At 42.5% G+C, this 26,237-nt stretch carries 17 protein-coding genes; 9 read left to right on the plus strand and 8 right to left on the minus strand.

Annotated elements, in window-relative coordinates; genetic code table 11:
• The first annotated feature begins 284 nt into the window (after positions 1 to 284).
• Together V7K40_RS27150 and V7K40_RS27155 are read left to right on the plus strand one after the other, a co-directional pair.
• Positions 285 to 953 carry a MotA/TolQ/ExbB proton channel family protein gene (locus V7K40_RS27150; protein WP_334965254.1) on the plus strand — a complete coding sequence of 223 codons (669 nt, stop codon included), beginning with the start codon at positions 285 to 287 and terminating at the stop codon, positions 951 to 953.
• Entirely contained in the window at positions 940 to 1,344 is a 405-nt protein-coding gene (locus V7K40_RS27155; RefSeq protein WP_334965256.1) for a biopolymer transporter ExbD, read from the plus strand. Before V7K40_RS27150 ends, V7K40_RS27155 begins: the two co-directional genes overlap by 14 nt.
• An 85-nt stretch (positions 1,345 to 1,429) precedes the next feature.
• Here the strand turns inward: V7K40_RS27155 and V7K40_RS27160 are convergent, their stop codons facing one another.
• Positions 1,430 to 2,197 carry a thioesterase II family protein gene (locus V7K40_RS27160; RefSeq protein WP_334965258.1) on the minus strand — a complete coding sequence of 256 codons (768 nt, stop codon included), beginning with the start codon at positions 2,195 to 2,197 and terminating at the stop codon, positions 1,430 to 1,432.
• A 168-nt stretch (positions 2,198 to 2,365) separates the two neighbouring features.
• Between V7K40_RS27160 and V7K40_RS27165 the strand changes: the two genes are divergently transcribed.
• Positions 2,366 to 3,574: a S8 family serine peptidase gene (locus V7K40_RS27165; RefSeq protein ID WP_334965260.1), complete on the plus strand. Its 1,209-nt coding sequence runs from the start codon at positions 2,366 to 2,368 to the stop codon at positions 3,572 to 3,574.
• Positions 3,571 to 6,084 (plus strand): NACHT domain-containing protein, encoded by a 2,514-nt coding sequence (locus V7K40_RS27170; RefSeq protein ID WP_334965262.1) that lies wholly within the window; start codon positions 3,571 to 3,573, stop codon positions 6,082 to 6,084. The genes V7K40_RS27165 and V7K40_RS27170 overlap by 4 nt, the downstream gene beginning before the upstream one ends.
• 829 nt (positions 6,085 to 6,913) lie before the next feature.
• Here the strand turns inward: V7K40_RS27170 and V7K40_RS27175 are convergent.
• Positions 6,914 to 7,363 (minus strand): globin domain-containing protein, encoded by a 450-nt coding sequence (locus V7K40_RS27175; RefSeq protein WP_334965264.1) that lies wholly within the window; start codon positions 7,361 to 7,363, stop codon positions 6,914 to 6,916.
• A gap of 207 nt (positions 7,364 to 7,570) precedes the next feature.
• On the opposite strand from V7K40_RS27175, the gene V7K40_RS27180 reads away from it, so the two are divergent.
• From V7K40_RS27180 to miaB, 3 genes are all read left to right on the plus strand, one after another.
• The gene (locus tag V7K40_RS27180) at positions 7,571 to 9,007 is read left to right on the plus strand and encodes a carotenoid oxygenase family protein (protein ID WP_334965266.1); all 1,437 of its coding nucleotides are present in this window, start codon (positions 7,571 to 7,573) and stop codon (positions 9,005 to 9,007) included.
• 617 nt (positions 9,008 to 9,624) lie between these two features.
• Positions 9,625 to 10,419: a Uma2 family endonuclease gene (locus V7K40_RS27185; RefSeq protein ID WP_334965268.1), complete on the plus strand. Its 795-nt coding sequence runs from the start codon at positions 9,625 to 9,627 to the stop codon at positions 10,417 to 10,419.
• A 124-nt stretch (positions 10,420 to 10,543) separates the two neighbouring features.
• Complete coding sequence (miaB, locus tag V7K40_RS27190) at positions 10,544 to 11,908, plus strand: tRNA (N6-isopentenyl adenosine(37)-C2)-methylthiotransferase MiaB (RefSeq protein ID WP_334965270.1); 1,365 nt, start codon at positions 10,544 to 10,546, stop codon at positions 11,906 to 11,908.
• 94 nt (positions 11,909 to 12,002) lie between these two features.
• Here miaB and V7K40_RS27195 read toward each other — a convergent pair whose 3' ends face one another.
• The 6 genes from V7K40_RS27195 to V7K40_RS27220 form a co-directional block, all read right to left on the minus strand.
• Positions 12,003 to 14,429: a hypothetical protein gene (locus tag V7K40_RS27195; RefSeq protein WP_334965272.1), complete on the minus strand. Its 2,427-nt coding sequence runs from the start codon at positions 14,427 to 14,429 to the stop codon at positions 12,003 to 12,005.
• Positions 14,430 to 14,504: 75 nt separating this feature from the next.
• Positions 14,505 to 14,663, minus strand: a complete 159-nt coding sequence (locus tag V7K40_RS27200; RefSeq protein ID WP_334965274.1) for a hypothetical protein — start codon at positions 14,661 to 14,663, stop codon at positions 14,505 to 14,507.
• A gap of 23 nt (positions 14,664 to 14,686) precedes the next feature.
• Positions 14,687 to 18,739, minus strand: a complete 4,053-nt coding sequence (locus V7K40_RS27205) for a TonB-dependent receptor (protein WP_334965276.1) — start codon at positions 18,737 to 18,739, stop codon at positions 14,687 to 14,689.
• Positions 18,736 to 20,277 (minus strand): hypothetical protein, encoded by a 1,542-nt coding sequence (locus tag V7K40_RS27210; protein ID WP_334965398.1) that lies wholly within the window; start codon positions 20,275 to 20,277, stop codon positions 18,736 to 18,738. Before V7K40_RS27210 ends, V7K40_RS27205 begins: the two co-directional genes overlap by 4 nt.
• A gap of 157 nt (positions 20,278 to 20,434) precedes the next feature.
• Positions 20,435 to 20,998: a hypothetical protein gene (locus V7K40_RS27215; protein WP_334965278.1), complete on the minus strand. Its 564-nt coding sequence runs from the start codon at positions 20,996 to 20,998 to the stop codon at positions 20,435 to 20,437.
• Positions 20,999 to 21,170: 172 nt separating this feature from the next.
• Positions 21,171 to 23,720, minus strand: coding sequence for a hypothetical protein (locus tag V7K40_RS27220; RefSeq protein ID WP_334965280.1), 2,550 nt, complete (start codon positions 23,718 to 23,720; stop codon positions 21,171 to 21,173).
• Positions 23,721 to 24,523: 803 nt separating this feature from the next.
• Between V7K40_RS27220 and thrC the strand changes: the two genes are divergently transcribed.
• Positions 24,524 to 25,828, plus strand: coding sequence for a threonine synthase (thrC, locus tag V7K40_RS27225; protein WP_334965282.1), 1,305 nt, complete (start codon positions 24,524 to 24,526; stop codon positions 25,826 to 25,828).
• Positions 25,829 to 25,916: 88 nt separating this feature from the next.
• Positions 25,917 to 26,192 (plus strand): ubiquitin-like small modifier protein 1, encoded by a 276-nt coding sequence (locus V7K40_RS27230; protein WP_298916355.1) that lies wholly within the window; start codon positions 25,917 to 25,919, stop codon positions 26,190 to 26,192.
• The last annotated feature ends 45 nt before the right edge of the window (positions 26,193 to 26,237 follow it).

The raw sequence follows: 26,237 nt of genomic DNA on the forward strand, positions 1-26,237 counted from the left end.
ATTAAAATTATTTTGGGCAGTGTTACGGAACAGCATACTACTCAAAAAAATAAAATATTTTTGAATAATAGTATTTTTTGTCATGATTTCTAAATAAAATTAATTTTTATATTAATTAAATTATTTTATACAAAATAAAAAAAGAGTAAAAAAAAATAATAATAATTAAATTAGATTTGAAAAAATTTTAATTATATCTTAAACTCTATTGAGAAAAAGTTTCATTTTTTTGCTTGATTCTGGTAATCTGATTTTGTATTGTTGATGACATTTAGAGGCACTACATGGGAATTCAGAAGTTGTTTGAAGCAGGTGGTGTGGTTATGTGGCCCCTGTTGCTGTTTTCTGTATTGGCAGGGGCACTAATGATTGAGCGGGCGAAGTTTTGGCTACAAATTGGTAAGCGTCAAAACCGGGTGGTGCGAGAGGTTTTAAATCTTTATCGACTTGATAATGTCGTCAGTGCTATTGATAAGCTGCAAAAAAATGTAGATTTACCTATAGCACGCATTTTTCTGGCTGGACTACAGCTAGAAAGACCGACTCCAGAAAAATTTCGTTTGGCTTTGAAAAGCGAGGCGCAAGCAGAAATCCCTATACTGAAGCGATTTCAACCTGTATTTGACACCATTATCGGTTTAGCGCCTCTGTTGGGACTTCTCGGCACAATTTTAGGATTAATTCGCTCATTTGCTGGACTGAATGTTGGTGATGTCGGAGCTACTAAAACTGGTGCAGTTACTGCTGGTATTAGTGAAGCTTTAGTTGCTACCGCCTCAGGATTGATTGTGGCTATCTTTGTGCTTTTAGGAGCCAGCATCTTCCGGGGACTATACCAGCGACAGATAACAATGATTCAAGAGTACGGCGGACAGCTAGAAATACTGTTCCTTGACCGCTATGAAAAACACGATCGCTACGAACAACAGGAGAAGTCCTATGGATCTAGATGAGAATGAACCAGATTTAGCACCATTTATAAATGTAGTACCTCTGATTGATGTGATGTTTGCTCTTTTGACATTTTTTATTATGTCAACACTGTTTTTAACACGCTCAGAAGGATTGCCAGTAAATCTACCGAAGGCAGCCACGGCGAAGGAACAGCAAATTCCCACTAAAGTTACCATCACGGTAGATGAAAAAGGTCAGATAAGCCTAAACCGCGATCCAATAGCAGTTAATGATTTAGCAGCGCGAGTACGGACTTTAGTTGGTTCTAACCCAGATGCATTGGTGATTATTAATGCTGATCAAAAAGTCTTGCACGGTGAGATAGTGGGGATAATGGATCAAGTACGTCAGGTGAAAGGAGCAAGGCTAGCGATCGCTACCCAAAAATAAACAGTAGAAATATTGTGCAGAAGAAGTTCAGAGAGTCAGGAAAATTATATACTCTGACTCTTAACTCCTTCTTGTCTAATAACTACTACCAGCTACGCTTACGGATCTGCAATTCTTGAGATATAAGTTTAAATAATGAATCTTGGTGGGAATGGATAAAAAAGTGGTCACCGTTAAATTCATGTAATGAAAAAGCAGCGATAGTCTGTTCTTGCCATGCTTGCAGATACTCATGACTAACTTCTTGGTCTTGCAAACCACCAAAAACAGTAATAGGACACTTCAATGGCTGTTTTTGAGTGTAAATATAAGTTTCCAGAACTGCAAAATCTGCCCGTAAAATAGGGAGGAACATCTGCATCAGTTCCGGGCTTTCTAGTACTGCTTTGGGTGTACCGTTAAGACTGTGTAGCTCGTTGATCAAATCAGGGTCTGATAGGACGTGGAGGGGTGGTTTTATCAACGGGATTTGCGGGGCGCAACGAGCAGATATGAAGAGATGAAAGGGAGCAAGACTATACTTAGAGCGAAGTAGATGGGTCAACTCGAAGCTAACTAATCCGCCCATACTGTGACCGAAGAAGGCGAATGGTTTGTCTAAATATGGTAACAGAATTGGAGCGATCGCTTCAACAAGAGGTTCTAATCGCGTTAAGGGTGCTGACTTAATTTGTCTTCCCCGTCCGGGATATTCCACTGCACAGACTTCGACATTACTAGGTAGACTATTAGGCCATGTGCGAAAAATCATTGAGTTACCACCAGCGTAGGGGAAGCAGAATAAACGCAAGTTTGCTTGAGGATTTGGTTGGGGACAGATAACCCAGGAATTGAAGCTTGGTGTAGTTGTCATAATAGACCCGGAATTAGCTGTTTCACCTTTTGTAGCTTATAGAACCTGCTTCATATCATACCAAATCACTGCACAAGGGCAGGTATTTACTACTATGAAAACTGTAAAAAATGTAATAGTGTATTCGTGAAGCAGACATCTTGCTTATTTTATAATAAGGAGTCTTTGATGAGCGTTTATATTATTCGACCCAGAGCAACATCATTAGCGCGATCGCTAAAACTTGGATTTAGAAAATTTACACCAGAAAGTCGTAAGGCGCAAGTTGCAGAAGTTGTAAGTTTTTGGCAAGAAGATCCAGTACACCAACAAATTGAGGACTGGTTGGAGGATGCACAAAAGGACACAAGCGAAGTAGCAAAGTATCCAGATTACTCAGGGATTACTGGTGCAAGTGTTGTAGAAATGCCGGATGAAGCAGCCCAGAGGATTCGTGAGGAGTTACCCAATGTCTTAATTTTACGCGATCAGCCGATTGAGTTGATTCAGCCGCAACGGAATGCAGATACTAAAGATGAACTCACCAAAAATGAATTGTGGCATTTGGATGCGATCGCTCTCAACATAGCACGTCAAAATGGATTTACAGGCACTGGCAAAAACATCACCATTGCTGTCCTCGACACGAGTATCGACTCAACTCACCCAGAATTGCAAGGCAAGGTAACTGAATCTTATAGTTTTAATGATAGAAGCAAGCAAATCCAGTCAATCTCTTCCCAAGATACCAATGGTCATGGTACTCATGTAGCTGGACTGATTTGTGGTAAACAGGTTGGCGTTGCACCAGAAACTAAACTAATTGACGCTGTATTGATCCCAAGAGGTACTGGCAACTTATCAAACTTAATTTTGTGGCTGGACTGGTTGGCACTCCGGGCGGACGTGAATATTGCTAATATCTCCGCTGGCATTCCCAGATATTTCGATGAAATTAGCGATTTGATTGATACCCTGCTGGCAGTGGGAATACTGCCTGTTTGCGCCATTGGTAATGATGGATTTAACAATCATATTGCGCCAGCAAATTGTAAGAATTCGCTTTCAGTTGGTGCTGTTAACTCAAATAATCAAGTTGCCTCTTTTAGTGGCAATGCCAGAATGATCGTGAATCAACAGTTATATAACGTTCCCTATTTGGTTGCACCTGGGGAAGGAGTTTATTCATCAGTTCAAGGTGGCGGCTATGAAGCTTGGGATGGAACCTCAATGGCAGCCCCAATCGTTTCTGGTGTAGCAGCGTTAATCTTAGAGAAGTATAGCAAGCAAATTACAGTAGGGAGTTTAATTGACGGACTGCTCACAAATTGTCAAGATTTGGGACATGACAGGGAACGCCAAGGTAAAGGTTTAATTCAAGTAACCGCAGCCCTATGAAACTTAACGAAAGTCAAATTGCCAAAATTGATCCCCTGCTTGAAGAAGTTCTGATGCGGGCTAAGGGAGATGAGGTAATTCGGGCAATTATGAGTTTGGGGGATGAAAATCAACTCAACTCAAATGCTAGGAATTTACCGCTGGAACCTCAGCAATTTACATCATCTGAGGCTTATCGACAGGCGTTGATTGATCGGCGCAAAAGCCAACTTACCGAAGTGCTGGGTGATACTATCCAAGCACTCCAGCAACTTTCTTTAAAAACTCTTGGAGGTGGACTCAGTCGCGTTGTGGTTGTGGAAGGTTCGGCTGATGCAATTTTGCGTTCATTAACACTGTCTGGAGTTAATCATGTCACTTTAGATCAGCTGATTGCCCTGCCGGAAGTTGCACCAGATGCAGCAGTTAAACATTTTGCTGATATTTATATAAACACGCTTGACCGCCCTTCAGATGAGAAAACCACAAAATTAATTTATCAAGCATCTGAGCAATATATTATTAATTACTACAAGCGTCATAACAAGTTGCAAATATTGGGAATGCAACAGCCTGTAGATTTGGATTCAATTTACACAGCTGTGCAATGTTTGCAGCCAAATGATATCCGGCGATTTGAATCAATTGAAGCTTTACAGAATCTTTTCCGCGAAACTGGAAAACGTGGCTTTCAACTTGAAAAGGCTGGTAAGCAAGAGGGCATTAAAGTTGCAAATCAGCAGCAATATTTAATGGTACTCGGCGCACCAGGTGCAGGGAAGTCTACATTTTTGCGGAAGATAGGACTAGAAGCACTCAAGGGCAAATCTGGTGAATTGCAATATGAATGTATTCCGGTTTTTCTTGAATTAAAACTATTTATCGAGAGCAATATCAATATTGAGGAAGTAATTAGACAAGCATTCAGGTTATGTCAGTTACCATTCTTTGAAGAATTTACTACTAAAGCGTTACAACAAGGCAAGTTATTAATTTTGCTGGATGGTTTAGATGAAGTGCCAACGGTAAATACCGATTTAGCAATTAAGCAAATTCAAAGCTTTGTTGAGCAATACAAAGATAATCGGTTTATTATCTCTTGTCGGACTGCTGCCTATAAATCGCAGTTTAGAAATTTGATGGAAATTGCCATTGCAGATTTTGACGATGCCCAAATTCAGCAGTTTATTCACAATTGGTTTTCTTCAGAAGTAGATAGACAAGCCAGAACTGCTGACAAGTGCTGGAAGTTAATCAAAAACCAAAAATCAGCTAAAGAATTAGCTCGAACTCCTTTATTGCTAACTTTTCTCTGTTTAGTATATGACGAATCTCAAGACTTGCCTAAAAACCGAGCTACGCTTTACAGTGATGCTCTTGATATATTACTCAAAAAATGGGCTGCGGAAAAACGAATTCAAACCGATCCTATTTATCGTCAGCTTGGCATCGATTTAGAGAAAATCATGCTAGCTGAGATTGCATATCACAGCTTTAAATCACAGCGGCTATTCTTATCTCACGAAGAACTTGTCAGTCAAATTAAAGAGTTTCTGCACAATAACGACAATGCACCCAAGGATTTAGACGCTGAAGCAGTTTTAAATGCGATCGCTATTCAGCAGGGAATTTTAGTAGAACGAGCAAGGGATATCTATTCATTTTCTCATCTGACCCTTCAGGAATATTTAACAGCACAATATATAGATGACCATCGCCAAGTTGAGAAATTAGTTACTGAACATCTTGTAGATGAGCGCTGGGAAGAAGCGTTTTTGCTGGTAGCTGGTTTAATACGGGGTGGTGCAGATGAGTTGCTGTTGTTGATGGAAAAAGAAGCGCAAAAATATATTCAAAGCAATAAATGGCAAAGTATATTTCGCACACCTAAGTTGCAAGCTTTACTCAGATGGGCAGAAGAAATAACAGTTGGATCTCAAGGAAATTATAAACCTGTGGGTAAACGTGCAGTTGCGATTGCGATTGCGATTGCGATTGCCTACGCCTACGCCTACGCCTACGCCTACGCCTACGCCATCGCCAAAGCCTACACCTACGCCAACGCCATCGCCAACACCTACGCCAACACCTACGCCAACACCTACGCCAACACCTACGCCAACGCCAACGCCTATGCCAACGCCATCGCTAACGCCATCGCTAACGCCATCGCTAACGCCATCGCCAACGCTATAAAGTATACTAGGAGACTTGAAGAATTAAAAATCTTCAATAACGTTGATTTTACTGCACTGATTGCCCAATTAGAAGCTCTCAAAGCTCAAATCCCTGACGATAAAGAATCAACAAAAGTGCGTCGGGCATTTGCTAACCGCTTCCAACAAACCTTACTCAAAGCTTTCCATCTTACGCCAGAAATGATCGATTTATCTGAGGAAGAAATAAAAGCACTGGAAAATTATCTCTACGCCAATCACCTCATCATCCAATGCAAACAAGCAGCAGTGCGGGTATCGCCCCAAACCTGGGAAGCAATTGAGGCGCAGATGTTGTTGGTTCCAGGTGGTTAAGCAACAATAGAAAAATGAAAAGCTAGCCAAATAAACGCTCCATGAGTTCATTACAACAGGCTAAAGATACAAAACACTCGAACCTTTACAGCAATCCTGCACTGGGAAGAGGATGTATATGTAGCTGAATGTCCAGAAGTGGGAACCGCCAGTCAAGGAGAGACGATAGAAGAAGCGATGCTAATTTACAGCAAGCAACGGAACTTTATTTAGAAGAATTCTGACTTACTGAGATAGCACGTCGTCGGTTGCTTACCACATTTGAGATAACCAGTGCCTAAGCTACCAAAAGTTCCAGCTTTTGAAGTTATTAGTGTTCTGGAACGCTTAGGAACGTGGATTAAATAAAATGCAAAACTTCATCCTGTATCTAGCTTCCCTCTCCTTTATAAGGAGAGGGATTGAGGGTGAGGTAAGCTAGGGACATAAATTGTATGTTATTTAATTCTTGTTCCTTAGTACAGTTTTGCATAAAAGCGTAGCGTTTTTAATGCAGAGGGATACATTGGCATTGCATTCAGACGCATTAACATTGTATCGGGATGCATTAGCATTGCATCAGGACGCATTAACATTGTATCGGCACGCATTAACAATGCAGAGGGATGCATTGGCATTGCATTCAGACGCATTAACATTGTATCGGAATGCATTGGCATTGTGAGAGTATTGCCAAGTTTAATTTGCTATGAATTAATGAAATGCTGTACTAAGTTCTGTGGTTATGAATGCACAAGCTGTGGTTTTTTCTCTTCATCCACATACAGCGTTTTTCAGGTAAATGAGGTACACAGGTAGGGGCACAACATTGTTGTGCCCTTACAATAATCTATACCTCACTAAGTTGCAATCTGCTGTATATCTCATCTTCTCTGTTGATAAACACCTGAGACAACGCCTGATAAGCTTCACTCCAAGCTGCCATCACTTCTTCTGTAGCTGCTTCCCCTAAAACATCTTTCATTGCTTGCAGTAAACTTTCTCCAACAATAGGATATTGCTCTGGTGTAACATCCGTCTGCACATGGCGATAGGCAATCTTTTCCACCATCGATTTTAAAGCAGGCAAATTATCAATCTGGGCAGCATAGCCATAAACTGCTGTAGCTAACCTCGCTGGCTGAGAACCATTTGCTTGAGCAGACATATCAAATTGTTCTCTGATTTCTGGATGATTTTGAAACATAATTTCATACATCCGAGTTGTAATTTGCTCACCGTTCTTTTTTAAAACAGGTGCTGTAGATTTGACGATATCTATTGTTTGTTGGCTAATCATAGTTTTTTGAACCACTTGGAATGTTGATTGACTTCAATTTAGCGGTTATTCCCATTCGTTACTATGAGCTAGCTCAGTTAAGGAGTAATATCATGTCAAAGCCTCTATACATCTACAGCTAGAGGCATTGTTAAACAATTGCAGCAAAGATGAAAATGTAAGACATGCAGCTATGTACATCGATAATTTATCAAGCGATAATTTTATATGCATACCATTGAGAAAAAGTCAACAACAAAAGCCTGGGCAGGTGCGATCGCAGAACCAGCAAAAGAATTTCCCTCTACACAACTGCCAATTATTTCTGGCAAAATCCCAGATGCCTTGCGTGGCACACTTTACCGCAATGGCCCCGCACGACTAGAACGCGGTGGCGATGGCGTGGGACACTGGTTTGATGGAGATGGGGCAATTCTCGGCGTCCATTTCACTGATTCAGGAGTCACGGGAGTCTATCGCTATGTGCAAACAGCAGAATACCAAGCTGAAACTAAAGCAGATAAATTCCTCTATGGTGTTTATGGAATGCACACCCCAGGGCCGATCTGGAAGCGCTGGGGCCAAAAGATCAAAAATGCAGCGAATACCTCAGTCTTGGCTTTACCTGATAAACTGTTGGCTTTATGGGAAGCAACCAATCCTTATGCCCTTGACTTAGAAACTTTAGAAACGAAGGGATTAGATGATTTAGGTGCTTTAGACAATAACTTACCTTATTCTGCTCATTACAAGCGTGATCCAGACACAGGCGAGATTTTTAACTTTGGAATCAGTATCGGAAGTTCTGTACAACTTAATCTCTACAAAAGCGATGTTACTGGCAAAATTATTCAAAAAGCTGCTTTTAAGCTAGATCGCTACTCTATAATGCATGATTTTGTTTTAACTCAAAGGTATCTAGTGTTTTTTATGCCACCGATACGCATGAAAATGCTGTCAGCTATGCTAGGTGTGACTACCTTTAGTGAATCTCTGTTGTGGGAACCTCAGTTAGGAACCCAGGTGTTAATTTTTGACCGCGAAAACTTATCCTTAGTTAGTCGTGGCGAAACCGATCCCTGGTTTAATTGGCATTTTGGCAATGGCTATGAAGATGAAGACGGTTCTGTGATTTTAGACATGGTGCGATATTCAGATTTTCCCCAAACTAATGAATATCTGAGAGAATTCGCAACTGGCCAGACGCATACAGTTCCTAAAGGAAGATTATGGCAAGTGAGTCTCAATCCCCAAACAGCTAAAGTCACAGCAACGCAAGAAGTTATCAACCGCAGGTGTGAGTTTCCCGTAGTGCAGCAATCGCAAGTTGGACAACCTTGGCGTTATACTTATGTATCATTAATGCCTCAAGGTACAGATACAGGCAAAGAATCGTTCGGTGCGATCGCTCGCTTTGATTACAAAACCGAAACCCTCACTGAAGCAGACTTAGGAGAAAACCGTTATCCTTCAGAACCCATCCACGCCCAAGACACCCAAAACCCTGAACAAGGTTGGGTGCTAACTGTTGTCTACGATGGTAATTCTCATAGTAGTGAAGTTTGGGTATTTGATAGCGATCGCCTGGATGCAGAACCCGTTTGCAAACTAGGATTACCCAGCGTCATTCCCCACAGCTTCCACGGTACTTGGAACCCAGCATAAAAGTTATAAGTTATGAGTTATAAGTGAAGAATTCAATACTTACTTTTAACTCATATAGTAATCCGATTTGATTTTTGAAAAAATCTAAGTATATGTAGGGTGTGTTATCGCGTAGCGTAACGCACCTAGAATCAGAGGTAGTGCGTTAGCCTTTGGCATAACGCACCCTACGTATATTTCAAAAATCAAATATCAGTCCTATAAAAGAACAAGAGTTTCAGAGAGTTATTGCGTAACTCCTAAAATTAAATTTGGCAATGCCAATGCATCCCTCTGCAATGCTAATGCGTCTCTCTGCAATGGCAATGCGTCTCTCTACAATGCCAATGCATCCCTCTGCAATGCTAATGCGTCTCTCTGCAATGCCAATGCATCTCCCTGCAATGCTAATGCGTCTCTCTGCAATGCCAATGCATCTCCCTGCAGTGCCAATGCGTCTCTCTGCATTTAAAAACGCTACGGTTATTATGCAAAACTGTACTTAGCAATTAGCAAAGATGTGTATACAATCTCTTCAAAATCATCTAAACATAAGTATTTTGGCAAAATTGGGATACTCCCCCATCCCTGTGCTGGAAACGATAAAATAAAAAATAAACTACATTCATGCTGTGTTTATGGCAACCCAACTCAGCAAAGCCAAATCACCAACAGAACTGGTAATATCTTGGGAAGCGTTGCCCGACGACTTTCAACTAGAGGATGAACCAGTGGAGAATACGGGTCAGCCAATTTTGGCTGGTGCTTTGCGTGAAAGTCTAGAAATCAGTGGATTCATTCAACCCCAGATGTTAATAGCCTCGAATTTTGGTCTTTGTGCGACTGTCAACGGGCAATTTATTGCGAAAGCACCTGACTGGGTTTATGTGCCGTCGGTTAATGAAGTTGTAAATAATCGGAAAAGTTATACACCCAATTTAAAAGGTGATATCCCGGCGATTGTTATAGAATTCCTATCCGACACTGAGGGTGGGGAATATTCGGTAAAGCGAACTTATCCACCAGGAAAATGGTTTTTCTACGAGCAAATTTTGCAAGTTTCGATTTACGTGATTTTTGAACCAGATAGCGGTTTATTAGAATTTTATCAACTAGAAAATAGACGCTATGAGTTAAAGCAACCTGACGAAAATGGTCGTCATTGGGTTGAGACAATGGGCTTATTTTTGGGAACTTGGCAAGGAACAAAAGAAGCTCGAACTGGTTATTGGTTGCGCTGGTGGAATGAAGCTGGTAATTTGTTACCTTGGGCTGTAGAACAAATTGAACAAGAACGTCAACGTGCTGAACAAGAACATCAACGCGCTGAACAAGAACGTCAACGTGCTGAACAAGAACGTCTGCAAAAAGAACAACTGATTGCTTATTTACAATCTCAGGGTATTGACCCGAATAATTTGCCTCCGTTCTAGTAGAAAGTAAAAAGTTACTAATAACTCCAAGATTTTGTTTTCGTAGAGTGCGTTAGTGACAACCTAACGCACATAGAATAAAAATAAACCTTATATACATTACGCTGATTAAGCATAATTGCCCATGACCTCCTCTAAACGCCAATACCACATTACTACCTTCGGTTGTCAGATGAATAAAGCTGACTCAGAGCGCATGGCTGGCGTTTTGGAAGACATGGGCTTTGAATGGTCAGAAGACCCGAATAATGCAGATGTGATTCTCTACAATACCTGCACAATTCGCGATAATGCCGAGCAAAAGGTATACTCCTACCTCGGCAGACAGGCGAAGCGCAAACATGATCAGCCTGATTTAACTCTGATTGTTGCTGGTTGCGTTGCCCAACAAGAAGGTGAAGCGCTGTTGCGGCGAGTCCCAGAATTAGACTTGGTAATGGGACCACAACACGCCAACCGCCTCAAAGATTTGCTGGAGTCAGTCTTAGAAGGCAACCAAGTTGTAGCAACCGAGTCGGTTCATATTATTGAAGATATCACCCAGCCGCGACGGGATAGTAAAGTGACAGCTTGGGTAAATGTAATTTACGGCTGTAACGAACGCTGCACCTACTGTGTGGTTCCCAATGTGCGGGGTATCGAACAATCTCGTATACCGTCAGCTATCCGGGCTGAGATGGAAGAATTAGGACGCCAAGGTTACAAGGAAGTTACTCTACTCGGTCAAAATATTGACGCTTACGGCAGAGATTTGCCAGGAACAACAGCAGAAGGTCGGCATCTGCACAACTTCACAGATTTACTTTATTACGTGCATGATGTTCCGGGCATTGAAAGGTTAAGATTTGCTACTAGCCATCCCCGTTATTTTACAGAGAGATTAATTAAGGCTTGTGCTGAATTGCCCAAAGTCTGCAAACACTTCCATATTCCCTTTCAATCTGGGGATAATGAACTTTTAAAGGCGATGGCGCGGGGTTATACCCATGAAAAATATCGCCGCATCATCGATACCATTCGGCAGTATATGCCAGATGCTTCGATTAGTGCTGATGCGATTGTCGGTTTTCCTGGGGAAACAGAAGCACAATTTGAAAATACCCTGAAACTAGTGGAAGATATTGGCTTTGATATGTTGAATACAGCAGCATATTCACCGCGTCCAGGGACACCAGCTGCTTTGTGGGACACTCAGCTGAGTGAAGAAATTAAAAGCGATCGCCTGCAACGCCTGAATCATTTAGTAAACTTGAAAGTAGCAGAGCGATCGCAACGTTACTTCGGACGCATTGAATCCGTTTTAGTAGAAGACCAAAACCCCAAAGATCAAACTCAAGTCATGGGACGTACTGGCGGTAATCGTCTGACATTCTTCAGTGGCGACATTAAAGAATTGAAAGGGCAGTTAGTGAAGGTAAAAATTATCGAAGTTCGCCCTTTTAGCTTGACGGGTGAACCAATTGAAGTGAGACAAGCCTTGTCTGTTTAAGAATTAGACATCTGGTGAAATTAAATATGCATCATCCAGAATCCTTGTAGAGACGTAGCACTGCTATGTCTTTACATTCTTTGTCACCAGATATCTATTTCACCTTAACCCGGAAACGGATAAACCCGTAGGAATTAATTGGTGTACCTGGTGCAGTTGCATTTGGCACATTTCCCAAATTCACAACCACCACACCGTTAGTATTACTACCATTACATTTGATACTAGGATAATTATTCGTGGGGTCAACGCCTGGGGATAAATATTCTGCTGTATCCCCATCTTTGGTATTAGTTAAGGATTCAGTTACACCATTGTTTTGCCAAATGATCCCTCGATCGCCACTTGCAAGACCACTTGTGTTTTTGGTTGCGAAATTATTGAATGCAGTTGGTAGGAAAGTGACATTATCAGGAACGCGATCGCAAATCAAAACATTATTTGCTGTTACCTTACCTGCGGAGAGGAAATAGATAGTGTATTCTATTTGATCACCCGGCTTGACATAACCACCATTGATGCCACCGAGCATGAAGCTATTTAAGGATGGCCAATTGTCAGTGTCCTGGGGCGGGTCTGTTGGTGTGGATTGGGTTGGAATGGTGATGTTATTATCATCGTAGGGATTAGTTGTGGCATCAATATAACTGCTCAAAGAATCCCCCCCAAATGTGGTAGTGCCGCCATTAATCGCTGTAATCCGTTTCACAAGCAAGACATTAGGTATTGTAGCGAGAGTGACATCTGCTGCGCTAAAAGTCATACTCACCGTTGCAGGCGTGGGATCAACTTTCCCTGCGGCATCCACGGCCGCATAGGTAAAGCTGACAGTAATCGCTCCATCATTGGGGTCAAGCTGCAATAAAACAGGGTTATAGTTAGAAATTGTCTGCCCTGCGGTGACGGCGCTGCCATTATAGGTCAGCGTGCCATTGGTTGGCAAGGTGACAATCTTGAACGTCTTACCACTGCCCAATGTCCCATCTTCTGGGTCAGTTCCCGTTAATGTTGGCACCTGCACAGTCGCTGTGCCACCAGGATTGGTTTGAGACGCTGGATTTAAGTTGATCGTATCCGGGAGTTGCTCAATCCCAAAGTCTTTACTAGAGATGTTTGTGCCAGTATTAAAAGCAGCTGTTGTTAGTGGGCTAGTATTGACCCAGTTAGGAGGGAGCGATGCTGTAGGGGCAGTATTACCTACTGTGCCAGCAGTTGTACTTAAGAGAATTTTAACGTTGCTTTGATTCAGAGGAACATCGAGAAAAGTGTAAGTACCGTCTGCTGCGATAGATGTTGTTTTTAATACCTTATTGTTAGAATCCACGAGAATAGCATTTAACAACCCACCTGCATTAGTGCCAGTTTCCGAGCCAGTATTAATATTAGTAAAAGTATTGTTAGCGCTATTGTCGGCATCATTCCAAACCTTACCGCTAAGGAAATCATCATCATATATGGTGTAGTTAGAAACAGCTGTTGGAGTACCACCACAAGTTGTTGTTGAACTTGTAAAAAAACTAGATGAAGTTTGTACGGTGAATACGATTGTCCTCACACCTTGAGGAATATTGTTATTAATGACAGTAAAGGGAATGGTAAAGACACTATTAGTGGCATCGCTGCCATCGTAGTTGCCCGCAGGAATAGTGATATTAAAAGTGGATGTGCCTGATGTCGTATTGTAGTCTGTACCCAAAGCCGCTGTACCAGAGACAAAAATCGGAACACTGATCCCCCCAGTTGGCACTAAACCAACAATCCTAAGTTTAGGTGGGTTGGTAGTAGGGTTAGTTTCTGATTCTGCTGCACCACCTGAACTGGCTGTAAACTCGACCACAGGTTTACCAGCAAATTGCACGTCATCAAGGAAGTTACCTACAGTATTATTCCCACCCGCTGTGGAAACGGCCGCAAACCCTACAGGTCGATTACCAGAAGCACCAGTGTAAGGCACTGTGCCAGTGTATCGTACCCAGCCATTTGCTGCATTATTGTTAGTTACATTAGGAATAGTTGCACCATTCTGCGCTACAGGTTGTGCCGTAACTGTTCCATCACTAGTTGTTGAAAAAGTGCCAAAAACAGTTGATGTTGAATCGGTATTTAGTCCAATTAAAAAATTAGCCACATCAGCAACAGTTGCACTTGACCGCCCATGATGTAAAAGAGAGAATGTGATCGTTTCATCTTTAATTAGGCATATATTCTGATACAACTCAGAAGCTTGTTCAGCATTTAACTCAGCAAATTGATTCCCTGCATTGGTTGCTGTACTAACACCAATAAATCCTGAAGTCCAAATTTCAATGAGATTGGACGTTGTTTGTATAAAACCTGAACAGTTGCCTGTTCCTGTTACTGGAGTATGAGTTGTTTCCCAACCAGGGATAAGACTTTTATCCACTTGAACGTAACATTGTTGACCAGGAGAACCAAAAACAGGTTGCTCAAAGCTGGGATTTAAGAATGATCGCTGGATATATTGAGCTTGCGCTGACGTAGGTTGAAGTACTAATGTCACACTGATCAGCCCCCAGCCAAAAATATTAAAATTTTGCCATAAATTCTTCATTAGTAAATCACCATAAAATAACCTTTAAAAGATGCTGATTACCCTAACCATAATCATCAATGAGGGCTGATTAACCTCAAACAAATCTTCAGTCTTTAGCTTGCCCAAAGTCGTAGATAATCTACCATCTGTATTCAGATTTAGTGTGGCGATCGCTTTTAAATACCTAAATAAAGATGTCATTCTAAAAGTAATAATTAATAAATTTAAATTGCTCCATCTTTTTTTACCTGCGCTTCTGTTTGATTTGGCTGCTGTTGCTGACGTGGCACAGGCTTTTGCTGTCCAAAGCCATCAAATAATTCGTTGAGTTTGACGCTGATACCCAAATATGCGCCGCCTGCGGAACGTGTTCCTGAGAAATCTCGGTCATCAACTTTACCAAACACATATCCAGCCGAAACGCGCAGGTTAGGCGTGAGGTAGTAGCCTGTTTCTATGACAAACCCTGTTTCGCTGTAGCTAGACTGACTAATTACACGAGCCTCACCCACTAAATCCCAGCTATATCCCAAACGATAGGTTGCCCGGAATTGTGCCAGATTTACTGTACTAGTACCAGCTAAATCGCTGGCTATATAAGAGGTGCTGTTACGCAAGGCATATTTGCCATAGAATTCCCATTGCCAGTTAGGAGCATAAATAGCTTCTAAGGCAAAAGTATGGTCTTGAGAACCCGTACCACTACCTAAAAGGATGGTGTCAGGGATAGTTGATGGATTTTGACGATATTCATAACGCAATAAAGCATTAAATTTATCGTTATTGGGGTCGCGGTAGGCTAAACCTAGCTTCAGGTTCGCTGTATCCCCCAATCCTGAAAGTTTTTGATTGGAAGAACCAGCTTGTTGATAACGTACCAAAGCTGTGAGAGCCGGAGAAATTTTACCCGTAACACCTGCGGTAATTACTGTATTACCACCACCAGAAGAGGAGCGATGTTCGTAACGAGCGCTGGCTTGAAACTGTGGATTATCAGAGTATTCCAGCCCCACACTGTAACTATCGCCCCCATCAAATCCGATCGCAGATGCTGATTGACCAAAAGCGAAGGGTTGAGCATATTGTTGACCCGCCGCAGTCCGTCCGAAGAAGTTGCCAAATACGTGTTCGTAAGCAACGTTCAGCCGCAATCCCGAAGCAATAGTCCAGCGATTATTTAGACCAATCGCCCCTTGGGTAGTCATTTCGTTAGCACCACCCAAAATTGAGTAACGACCGGTCAAGGTAGTATTTGGTCCGAGTTTGTGTTCACCATTGACACTCAAGCTGGTGATGGAATTACCCGAATATTGACCGCTAGTGTAAAACTGTTGGGCCAGACTGATATTGACACCAGGAATTGCTGCCCAATTCAACCCTAAGATAGTACGGTCTGGGTAAACAGTATCTTTTTGGGAAGATAAACTCAGTTCATTTTGGGCTTGGAAAGTCAGATTCTTAGCAATGGGAACTGAAAAACGCGATCGCAATTGATCAGAATTACCACTCAGGGCACTATCGGGGATGCGGTCTTCCCGATGACGATGAATCCAATCCACATCAAGGGTAGCGCTACCCAAGCGTTGTTGAATCCCAGCGGAAATCGTCGTCAGTGAATTATCAACATTGCTCCCAGGTATGGCCTCAGAACGGGGTGCAAACAGTTCTTCAAAGGTGTCTAGGGGTTGGGGAGCAATCCCAAAGTTGTCTTCGTGGTCATACTGCGCCCTGACATTGGTACTTGAGGTGAGTTTAGCTGTAACCTGCGCTCCATAACGGGTTTGTCCTGGGACAAAGCTGATAGTGGCATTATTAGCAAAACCCGTATCAGCAAAGCGATAATAGGCACGACCTAAAATCCCATTGGCAATTTGTCCCTCAGCTTCTAACCGATACGCATCACCCCTGACTTTTCCCACCACATCAGAATCATTACTGGAATGGGCATATTCTGCGATTAACTTACCTTGATCACCCAAAGCAATCAGTGCATCTGCGCCGTAGAGTTGAAAGTCACGCACCCCCTGATTTTCTTGGACGTAAGTTGCTCCGATCCAACTTTCCTGATTGAGCTTACGGGAAAGGTTATATTGCAGACGACCAGCATAAATATTGCTGTCAGAATCTTGGCTGTCGTATTGGTAGGTAACAACAATGCGGCGTACCAACACTTGTCCAGTTTGATCAATATCGGTGCGTAAAATGGGTTCACGAAATAATAAGGTACCGCGATCGTAGTCGATTTCATAGTCTGGGCCTCGGTTAAGCTGTTTGCGTTCTAGTACAGTCCCAGGACGATTGAGTTCTTCTAACTCGATAAAGACATTTTCACTACCTGGTTGTAGTAGTCTGCGAGAGAGGAAGTAATAGCCACTAGTGCCATCGGGAGGAATAGTATCCCGTTGAAACCCTTCTAAATGGTTGCCATACAAACCTGTAATTTGTAAGTTGCCTAAGTTGTAGTTAGCTTTAAAGCCGTGAAGTTGACGGGTGATAGAAGTAAATTGCTGCGATCGCCGAGCAAATTCTTCTGTGTTGTAGTCACCCCACATGGCATAATCAGGATCAGATCCGGGGATACGAGTTGAACGCTCAAAACGTAGAAAGAAGCTGTCAATAGAAGGAGCGATGGCATCAACTTTGGAGCTATCGCCATAGACAGGATAATTTTGCTCGCTGAATTGGTAAGTTTTAAACAGGCGATTATCGCAGTTGCAATCTTCATTGAGGTTACGAGAACTGTTGTATGCGCCTGTAAACAACCATTCCCCGATCGCACCAGTTGCAAATATTGCTGAATGGAAATCTAATTGCGTTCTGTTGTCTTTATCAGGTGGGAGGAAATCACGGAAACTGCCGTAATAATCTGTACCTCTAGCCCCCAAACGTAAATCTATTACCCCACTAACCAAACTCGGACGCAGTGCAGTTTCAAATTGCAGTTGGGTAAATGCTTCTAAATCATTAGTGATCGCGCGAATTCTGACAGTTTGGGCATTCAGTTGCGATCGCAAAATCGCTGTAAATTGCCCCCCTTTCGCCTCTACTTGAAATCCGGGTTCATCGGGTTTGAAATCTTTGCCAACAAACTCCCCTGCAGTGGGTATCAAAGTGACAACAGCATCACGGTTAGAGCGATTGCCACTTGCATCGATCAGTTGACCCCGGATTGTAGCCGTAGAACGTCCATCTGCTGGAATCCGAGACTCAACAGCTTCTAAGGTTAGTTGCTGTGGCGTTCCCCGGACTGCGACTTGAACCGTTACAGCGGGTTCTGTTCCTCCGATTACTTGTGCAGAGATGGTGTTATTACCTTCTTTTAACGAGACACCATACCATGTCTGCGTTACCAAGTTAGCAGTAGTATCAGTTTCCGTCCGTCCAACTAAGGAGGGGTCTACTAACGCGCCATTCACCCGCAATTCCACCTGACCACCAGCGGGAAATTGCACAATCACCGTGGTAGCTTGTACATCTACAACACTATTAGCTGCCGGAGTCAGGATTTTTATTGCTGTAGACATAGGGAGAGTGGGGGACACGGCAAGATTTTCATTCACCCCTTGTCTTCTTGTCCCTGCGTCCTCTACTCCAGCAATTTTGCGTAAGCCTCTAGGCAAACCTACGGAAGTTGCTGGTTGAAATGGTTGTATTTTCGTTGAAGAAGCTTGCAACTGTATCTCGGTGTCTTTGCGTCCATTGTTCTTGTCCTCGATTCCGGCAATTTTGCGTAAACCTCTGGGCAAATCAACAGAAGTTACTGGTTGAAATGGTTGTATTTCCGTTTCACTTGGCTGGACATCTGGAATTGAAGTATCAGTAGCTGGTGCTGGAGAAGTTGAGGCAACTTCGAGGAGTGGAAATTGCTGCTCAGAACTTTGCAGGAGTTCAGCAGAATTTGGGCGTTGCTCAATTCGACTATAAATCATTCTCCTGATCTCTGCGCCTTTGTCCAGCATTCGCTTGGCAGTTTGAACGGAGGTTCCCTGCTCAACGTACTGCTTCCCCAATGCGCTACCTTGTCTTTGCGTCAGTTTTTCATATCCTGAATCACCAATGCCAGAATTTGAACCTGTACTTTTTTCAACCCCTTTGTCTTGATCCGCTTGATCTTTGATAGCATCCTCTGCTTGCAAAGGGGAATCAGGAAAAACCTGGTTTTCATGGGTAATTTCTGCTTTAACTATGGCAGGATACAAAACGAGGCTGAGAGCTACTGGCATTACCCCGATTCTCTTCAGGTGAAATATAGTTGCATGGTGCAGTCTGGGCTTCATTTCTTGACTGGCTCCTGGAAGGCGGGGGTAACTGCGAAGTTCATACGTACCAAGCCACCAGGCTCTAAACGCACTAGACGAGATTGGCTATTCCGTTCACGGAATTTTTCGTTGGGAGCTAGGGTGTAACCGGGTACACTGCTGAGGTCTAGTACACCCGTATGGTTTCCTGGTAAGGCATTGGCTAAGGAAAACAAACCATTGGGATCTGTGGTGATGCGGTTTCCGTCCTCCAAAAAAATCACTGCATTGGGGACTCCAGGCTCACCAGGTTGTTGTTCACCGTCAAAGTTTTTATCAATAAATACGCGACCGATAATAGTGCCACAGTCGGAAACGATTCCTGAACGAATTTTTAACTGATGTGTTGCAGGGCCATCCTTGGTGCTAAAACGGTTATCAGCCCGTTGGGCATTAACGATCGCACTGTTGCGACCGTTACCACGCAGAGCATCGGCTGTTAGTTGAGCCGCATAGGCAATATTTAGGATTTTTTCTGTAGTAATTGTTACCTCTGTGCGGAATGTCACCGTGTTTCCATTGCGTTCTGAGGTGAGAGTGATTGCTTGACCATCCAACTCTCCCCGCACAGATTTAGGTAAGAACTGGAATCCTAAAGGTAAGTTGTCCGTGACAACTATATTATTCAAACCAGCATCAGCTAGATTTTTTACTGAGAGGCGGTAGATTACCGTATCTCCAGGTTCAGCAGCAGCGCGATCGCCTGTTTTAATAATCTGCAACTGATTGGCTTGACACATATTTACAGTGAATTCAAAGGCTAATAAGTCCAGTCCCACTGTTTCTGCGTTGGGAACTAAGACAACTGTTTCCTCTAGCCTGGTCTCACCTGTGAGACTGATTGGTTGTCCATCCAGAGAAGTAGCGATGTATTGCACGACATTATTATTATTTTTTGCAACAATTTCAATCTTGATGCGCCGTTGTTTGTAGATAGAATTTGGCGGTGGATTGACTACAAAAATATAGGTTTTACCTGGATCAGTTTGACCTTTATTCGGGTCAAGTAAAAAATTGTAGAAACCCGCAGGGTTATTTGTAATGAAATATGGATTACTATTCTCGGTATTTGGCGGTTTACCGCCAGGAACGTTGTTATTATAAATATCTGGTAACTCTGTTCGAGTCAAAGCAAGCAAGCTGCCCAATTCTGTCCCCGTTGGGTCACTAGGGTTAAGTTCGTATACGCCAACTGAAAAACCTGTATAGTCAGGTAAAATAGCACCAGCACAACCTAATATTCGCCCTAATGGGTCAATTAATGGATTCGAGTTAACATTAAGCTGATTAGAACTTCCTTGATATTCATAATTACTAGCAGAATCTGTATAAGTATAAGTAGCTTGATTAGTTATTGGCAAAGACGCAGCCAGATTGTTAGTTGCTTGCGCTCTGGCTGGTATAGATATAGTAGTATGCAAAAAACTTACCAAAAGAACGGTTGCTGTTAACCTTTGACACCAGATATTGTTAGAAGTAATTTGCTTTTCTTTTTGAGGGCGGCTCACTGAATACATTTCCTCTGGGATGCCAAATTTATTAATAAAAGCAATTAGTTGTTGGAAAAACTTCATAACTGTTAAAGGATATTTACCACACCAAAAAATTAGTAATTCATAATTTAAAATTCCTATTACGAATTACTAAATTTCGGAGTTTTTGTATCTTATTAAATCAACGCACTTGGGTTTGATAAGTCGCTTTGACTGTTGTCTTTGCTGCAACTAATGGCACTTGCAAACGGATATGGGTATAAAGATTCGCTGGTGCTGGTTTGGTTTCGACTTTGCCGTCAGGAAGAGTAACTTTAACAGTGGGATTTTCGACAAAGCTGCGTCCGCCATCAATGCTGTAAATAACTTTGGCATTGTTAGTAACAGTGGTTGATTGAAGTACGTACACCATTCCTTTAGGAATAGGTTGATTGAGAATCAAATTCTTCACTGGGCGATCGCTCTTATTTTCACCACTCAAGGTATATCGCAACACATCTCCTGGTCGCACCACAACTTGACCTTTCAAAGGTTGCCATGTCTTGCTTTGCTTACCTTGTTGATCCTGAGCCACGACTTGCTTCTCAGCCTCTAAGCGCAATTGTATTTGCCCTTGAGTTTTGACATTTTGAGCGATCGCACTTGTAGAATGCCATAGAGAAGCTACTCCCGGCACTTGACTGACAAATGGAACTGTAGCAATGAGTACGAACGCTCCTAAACTTGCAAAAGAAAGATGCTTCATATCAATAACCTCAAAAACACTTTCAGAATGTTGATTGTTGATTTATCTTTCCCTGTTTTGGCTAGGGAATAATCAGTTTGTAGTTAGCGCTTCAGCCCTAAATCGCCAACTACAAACACATAGGAGCTATTACACCTCTCTTTGCAAACAAAGAGGGGTGAGGTCAAACTACCTAGTTAACCTTACGTTGGAAGGTAAATGTTCTTTGAACACCTGGTGCAACCTGTCCGGTAGCAGTATCTACATACTTGGTGATATCAGTGTTAACCGTGGTTCCAGTTTGGTCGATGCCAGAATTACTAGCTGGATTACCATTGAAGAATTGAATAGTTGAAGCTCCAGAATCCTTAGCTGAACCAACAATGTTGCTAGTATCAATTTGAGTGTTATTGTCGTTGTCTAGCGCCCAGTTGTTGCCCGCTGCGCCTACTGTACCATCTTCAGTAATCACAACTTTGTTAGCATTCAAAATCACGTTACCGGTTCCAGCTTGAGCATCAGAAATATTTTTGTACCGAATCTGGTACTCAATAATGTTGCCTGGAGCAGGATTTCTGGGTACATCAGCAACTCCTGAATTCGGATCAATAACAGTGGTGGTAAAAGGATTTGTGTAAGCTGGTGTAGACTCAAAATCACCTTGACCTGCACCAACTGCTGGCCCAGTTCCTTGTAAAACTCGTGATACTTTCACCAGTTGTAAGAAGCCAGTGTAGACGCGATCAATGGAGATGTTGTTGATTTCACCAACATCAACTACACCATCATTATCAGTGTCAATGAAGGCAGTAATGGGTACTGGGAAACCTTTGCCAATATCAGTTGATAGTTGCGTACCAGCTGGTAGGTCAACTTCTACACCATAATTAACACTGGCACTAGCAGCAACACCAGAGACTTTAACTGGTGTATTACCGACTGCTAAGCTAAAAGCACCAGTAGTACTATTGTAGGTATAAACAGCAGATTGATTGTTATAGGTAACAGTCACATTTGTACCATTTGGCAAATCTGTAGCTGTTGCTGGTGCGGTTGGCACTATTGTGATGTCGTTAGTGGCAGTACCGTTGTTCTTAATTGTGTTAGTGAAGCCAACTGATTGCGGGTCAAGTGTACTACCAGGCGCTGTGTTAGGAGGAACAAAGGAAGATTTGTTGGTAAAGTCATCGTTGGTTAAACCTGATGGGCCAGTAGCATCAGGGGCACCATTCGGCCCATTCAAAACTGAGTTCGCTGTGGCGGTTGAAATGGTATAGACGTTGACATTCCCAGTAGTAGAATTAGCACCTTGGTTGTTATTACCTGTGTCAGTATTGGCGGGAGTAGTGGGATAGTAGCCAGAATCAGGTGTAGTAGGAAAGGCTCCAGTAGTGGGGTTGATGTTATCTGGGTTTTGGTCACCTGAATCGTCGAAGAGTAGGGGGCTAGCTGGATCACCAGCAGTTTTACCAAACACTTGAGCGATGTTGTTAACATTTGTTGCTGTCGTTCCTGTGATTCCAGTGGTCGTTACTTGTACTGTAAAGCCTGTAACGGTTGTCCCAGTGGCAACTGTAGAGATAGAGCTAGGATTGTTAATAAAACCAACCCGTCTAACTACACCGCCTGTTACTTGAGTTTTGTCAGTTTTCCACTGAGCCTGATCAGCAGTTGTAGTTGTAGGATCTTCGCCAGCGTAAACCACTATCCACCCTGGAGGAGCAGTTGGAATCCCATTAAGAGTTGTGGATGCTGGAAGTGCATCAGAAACTAAGATACGAGTAACTGCACTACCATCTACATTGATACTTGTACCAGCTAAAGCTGCGGGTGTTAGCCCCCGATTGGTTACGTCATTGCTCTCAACTCGCAAGCTTAAACCATAAGTCAGCACATCATCATTGAGTACGGAAGCATTACCAGGGTTGTAGGCTGTCCGAGTTTTGAGTATTGTGGCTAGAGCAACGGTTTTAACACTATTGCCCACTTGAATTTGCTGGGTAATACTAGCTTCTCGTGTACCGTTAACTGGTGTGCCAGCAACTTCCCCACCACCTGCGTTATCAGGATTATCTACAGTATAAACGTCACCACCATCGGGACTCCGCAGTTGGTTTTGAGCATCACCAGGAGTGTTACCAAGGGTAACTTTGATTACGTCACCCGATTGAGCGCCAGTTTGTACAGTCACTGGCACACGCACCAACACAGTACCGCTAACCGGGATTGAGGGTGTATCTACACCACCTGCTGTTACGTTTGTCCAAGTTGCACCACCATCAGTACTGTATTGCAGTGTGCCACTAGCTGGTGTTGCCCCATTTTTATCATTAGGAAGTACACCAGAAACTGTACCAGGCCCGGTTGTTGTTGCTTGGTTGGGAATATGGAATTTGGTGGGGTCGTTACCTACGTTCGTTAGGGTGTAGGTGTAGGTTAGTAAATCGGAAACTGCAACAGAGCCACCATTGTTATCTGTAACACCAGACGCAGTAACGGTGATACCAGCAACTTCTGCCACAGTTACAGTTACAGTGTTAGAAGTGGCATTTATAGTTGTCCCTGGCGCGTTAGGATCTTCGTAGGTCGCTGTCGCTGTGTTACTTATAGCTTGACCACCAGCTGTACCGTCAGCTAGTACAGGTGCAATAAATTGGAAAAGGCTACCAGTTAATAATGCTGTTGCTACTAGAGATTGGTAAGGCTGACGCTGCTTGTTGACAGATTTCTTTCGGTTTACCATAGAAGTAGTTTGTTTATTTGCTGAACTTGTATCTTGGGTTTTGAGACAGGATAAAGTTCGGCAATTCCTTAAAGAATTACCGACTAGACCTGCCCAAAACCTTAATATTTCGGGGAGTGCGTATTTGAGGAGTTAACTTATTGACACACCTGAAAAACTAGATTGAGGCAATACGCAGAAAATTTATTGCCTACTTGTTTTACGCTTACCATTGATTATCAAGGCTGGCAACTACAAATAGGAGTAACTTACTGTGAATTGTCTATGCAAGTAGAAATGTAACTTTTACAGCTAAAAAATTCCTCCGTATAAATAAGTAACTTCTCCAGCTGTGAATGAGTGCATCAAAGCTGAAAAATTAACTTTATCTTGGCAAGACACATAGCAATTTTAGTGATTTAATCAGACGCTAAAAACACTACAACTTATATATGTAAATGCTTTTGAGTTTTTGCTGTTATATATGCATACTACCCTGTGGAGTCATTTAGACAAAAAATAAAAATAGAAGCTTAACTAAGTGATTCAGATCACTTAAATGGGATAGTGATTGAAATAAATGCAAATTCATCATAACTAGAATGCAATTTAATCATATTGCTCCTCAGTGTTAAAACTGAGTTTTTATTAGATGGAAAATTAAAATCTAAATACTAAGTAAAGCAAATAATTACTGACATGAAAGTTTACAATAACAATTTACTTCAATACCAAACATACCCGACAATTTTTGTCGGGTATGTTTGACTGGTATTTTTGCTCGTGTTACTATCAGGTGACAGATAAACAGGGAAAGCTAGTTTATGACTCAGGCAATCAAAACCCAAACGCAAACCAGTACTGCCTACTTTCAAGCCTTAAAGTGTAAAGAATGTGGTGCAGAATATGAACTCAAAGCCAGTAATGTTTGTGAGTTATGTTTTGGACCGTTAGAAGTCAAGTATGACTACAGCGCCCTACGTCTAACTGTTACTCGTGAAACAATTCAAGCTGGGCCCAATTCAATTTGGCGCTACCGTCCCTTTTTGCCTGTCGCAACTGACAATGTTATAGATGTGGGAACGGGTATGACTCCCTTGGTTCGTTCCCACCGTCTTGCCCGTCGCCTGGGTCTAAATAAGCTTTATATAAAAAATGATGCCGTAAATATGCCCACCCTTAGTTTTAAGGATCGGGTGGTGTCAGTTGCCCTCTCCAGAGCGCGGGAGTTGGGTTTCACTACTGTTTCTTGCGCTAGCACTGGTAATTTGGCAAATTCTACAGCTGCGATCGCAGCTCACGCCGGTTTAGACTGTTGTGTGTTTATCCCCGCAGATTTAGAAGCCGGGAAAATTCTGGGTAGTCTGATTTATAGTCCTACCTTGATGGCCGTCAAGGGCAACTACGATCAAGTAAATCGTCTCTGTTCGGAAGTTGCTAATACACATGGGTGGGGTTTTGTCAATATTAATCTGCGCCCTTATTACTCTGAAGGTTCCAAGACGCTAGGCTTTGAAGTTGCAGAACAACTGGGTTGGGAACTACCTGACCATGTTGTTGCTCCCCTAGCTTCTGGTTCACTATTTACAAAAATTTATAAAGGGTTCCAAGAATTTGTAAAAGTTGGTTTAGTAGAAGGTAAGAATGTTCGTTTCAGTGGCGCTCAAGCTGAAGGTTGTTCACCCATCGCCCAAGCCTTCAAAGAAGGATGCGACTTTATTAAGCCAGTGAAACCGAACACAATTGCTAAATCGCTGGCGATCGGCAATCCAGCAGATGGCATTTATGCTGTGGAGTTAGCCCAGAAAACTGGTGGTAACATTGAATCAGTCAATGATGCAGAAATTATTGATGGCATCAAGTTGCTGGCAGAAACCGAAGGCATCTTCACAGAAACTGCTGGTGGTACAACCGTGGCTGTGCTGAAAAAACTAGTAGAAGCTGGCAAAATTGATCCAGATGAAACTACCGTGCTTTACATCACTGGTAATGGTCTGAAAACCCAAGAAGCATTACAAGGCTACGTTGGCGAACCCTTGACTATTGATGCCAAACTCGATAGTTTTGAACGGGCCCTAGAGCGATCGCGTACTCTGGATCGCTTGGAATGGCAACAAGTCCTCGTTTAGTTAGGATTTAGGAGTTATAAATTTTTTTATTCATGACTCCTAACTCTTAACTATATTCCTCACTCTTCACTCTTAACTTTGTACTTGTATGGCTGTAACAGTTTTAGTTCCTACTACTCTTCAGAATTTGACTAATAATCAAGCTAGTCTAGAATCCAGCGGTAGCACCATTGCTGAATTGTTGGACTCCTTAGAACAAAGCTTTCCTGGTATTAAATCCCGGTTGTGCGATGAAGAAGGCAAGCTACGTCGGTTTGTAAATTTTTACGTCGATAGCGAAGATATCCGTCATTTAGAAGGGATAAATACACCCCTGAAAGATGGGGATGAAGTAAGTATTGTCCCTGCTGTCGCTGGTGGTTAATACAGAGAACACCAAATAAAGTAGAAGGCTAGACTAGACAAACCT

This window comes from Nostoc sp., assembly GCF_036917195.1.
Taxonomy (GTDB): Bacteria; Cyanobacteriota; Cyanobacteriia; order Cyanobacteriales; family Nostocaceae; genus Nostoc.